This window comes from Rhodovibrio sodomensis, assembly GCF_016583645.1.
GTDB lineage: Bacteria > Pseudomonadota > Alphaproteobacteria > Kiloniellales > Rhodovibrionaceae > Rhodovibrio > Rhodovibrio sodomensis.
In genome coordinates this window covers 1-1,874 of sequence record NZ_NRRL01000244.1, presented here as the reverse complement: position 1 = coordinate 1,874, position 1,874 = coordinate 1, and the positions used below count along the sequence as shown (strand labels likewise).

4 protein-coding genes are annotated in these 1,874 nt (G+C 66.8%); 1 reads left to right on the top strand and 3 read right to left on the bottom strand.

All coding sequences use genetic code 11. The features are described from left to right. The 3 genes from CKO28_RS27465 to CKO28_RS27455 all read right to left on the bottom strand — a co-directional run. Positions 1-514 (bottom strand): IS110 family transposase (locus CKO28_RS27465; RefSeq protein WP_200344687.1); only part of this gene is annotated, 514 nt, incomplete at its 3' end. Positions 515-709: 195 nt separating this feature from the next. Next, positions 710-1,213, bottom strand: coding sequence for a xanthine phosphoribosyltransferase (gene gpt, locus CKO28_RS27460; RefSeq protein ID WP_200344685.1), 504 nt, complete (start codon positions 1,211-1,213; stop codon positions 710-712). A gap of 103 nt (positions 1,214-1,316) precedes the next feature. After that, entirely contained in the window at positions 1,317-1,808 is a 492-nt protein-coding gene (locus CKO28_RS27455; protein ID WP_200344689.1) for a DUF6036 family nucleotidyltransferase, read from the bottom strand. Here CKO28_RS27455 and CKO28_RS29555 point away from each other — a divergent pair. Continuing rightward, the coding region (locus tag CKO28_RS29555) for a transposase (protein WP_200344683.1) at positions 1,749-1,874 on the top strand (126 nt) is incomplete at its 3' end. The two genes, CKO28_RS27455 and CKO28_RS29555, sit on opposite strands and share 60 nt — an antisense overlap.

The following is a 1,874-nucleotide window of genomic DNA, read 5'->3' as shown; positions in this document are numbered from 1 at the left end:
CGACAAGCTCACGTACGCGGTGTTCGAAGGTTTTAGGTGTCGTCCTGCCCACCTTGAGCCCGAACCCCCGGAGGATCCCGCGGATCGACATCTCAATGTCGTGGCGTTTGGTCTGTACCTGCCGCCGCGCTGTCAGCAGCGCCCGCGCCTCCTGGGCCCCGAGCGACTTGCAGTGCACCGGCTTGAACCAGCCCAGCCGCAGCAGCTGCGCGATGCCGCGTGCGTCCTTGCGGTCCGTCTTGACCGGCATCGACCGGAAAGCATCGGCCACCTGTCGGGTCTCCAGCAGCTCGACTGTGAAGCCAGCCTCGCGCAATCCTGCGTACAGCCACTGCGAAAGCGGGCCCGCCTCCAGGCCAATCCGCGTGACCGGCGCATCCAGACCGCGAAACCAGACGATCAGCGCCTCCGGCTCGCTGGCGACCTTGGCCTCGCGAACCACCTTGCCCGCGCTGTCCACCACGCAAACGCTGGAGGTTTCCAGCGACACGTCGATTCCGGCATACTGGTCCATGGTCATCCCTCCTCTGTTTGGCGCAGGTCCGCCCTGACGCCGGTTTTAATCACCAACAGTGTGAGGGATGACCACCCCGACCGCTACGGCCTGGCTCGCGCCGGCCCGTTACCCCATCTATCGCGAGAAAAAGACCGTCGCGGCGGGTTCCCTCTCCCCTCAAGGGCGAGGGGATCCGCCGGCCTGTCAGATCACCTACCGCGGCCGCTCAACCGTTTTCCAGATCGGCTGGGTGGCCTGGGGCTCGGTGTCCCAGGGGAACAGGATCCAGGTGTCCTGGCTGACCTCGGTGACGAAGGTGTCGACGGTCGGCCGGCCCTCCGGCTTGGCGTAGACGGTGCCGAGGTGGGCGTTGGGCAGCAGCTTGCGCACCGCCCGCGCGGTCTTGCCGGTGTCCACGAGGTCGTCGATGATCAGCCAGCCCGCGCCGTCGCCGACATCCTGCTTGACGCTCTTCAGCACCTGCAACTCGCCCTGCTCCCGTTCGTCGTAGGAGGCGATCGAGAGCGTGTCGATGGTGCGGATCTCGAGCTCGCGCGCGACCACGGCCGCCGGCACCATGCCGCCGCGGGTGATCGCGATTAGCCCCTTCCACGGGCCGAGTTCGACCAGGCGCCAGGCGAGCGCCTTGGAATAGCGGTGCAGTTCTTCCCAGGAGACCGGGAACGGCTTGTAGACGGGGGGCTGCTGCTCGCTCACGGCTGCACGGGCTCCGATCCGGGTCCAGACGGGTGGGGCGTTCCGCCCCGAAGGCCCGCGTCTTAGCCGAACGGTCGGCGCGAGGGCAAGGGTGGGGGCGGTGTTACGAAGTCGACATCCCCCGCAGGCGCTTGCCGGCGAGCTCGCGTGTCTGTTCCGAGATATCGGCCACGTCTGCCAGCCGCTCGGCCATGGTGTCCGGGCTGAACAGGCCAGCCTGTAAGCCGCTTCGTACCCAGTCCAGATCCTTCGGCCGCCCGCTGACCAGTTTCGACACGGCAAGATCGTTGGGTTCGGGGCATATTCCCGTCGCTGCGGTGGTGTCGAAATTCAGCCGGTACGCCCGGTCGAGCCATCCGGGCGGCAGCTTCGCCGTCTCCGGGCCGACGCCGTCGGCGTGATAGCCGAACGTCTCTTCAAAAATCGACCCCGCGCCGATCGCTCCTTCGACGAGATCGGCCAGCTTCGGGTTGCGCAGCGGGTAAAGATCGGCGGGCCTATTGCGTTCTGCGTATGTTCTCCATATCTTGGGGTCATGGCGAACGATCACCTGACCCTGCAGGGCTTCCTGGATCTGGTGCCGGACGAAGACCATGCCGAGGCGTTGTTCCTGTCCGCCCGCTGGCCGGATGGACCGGTTTGCCGCTGGTGCGGCGCAGTC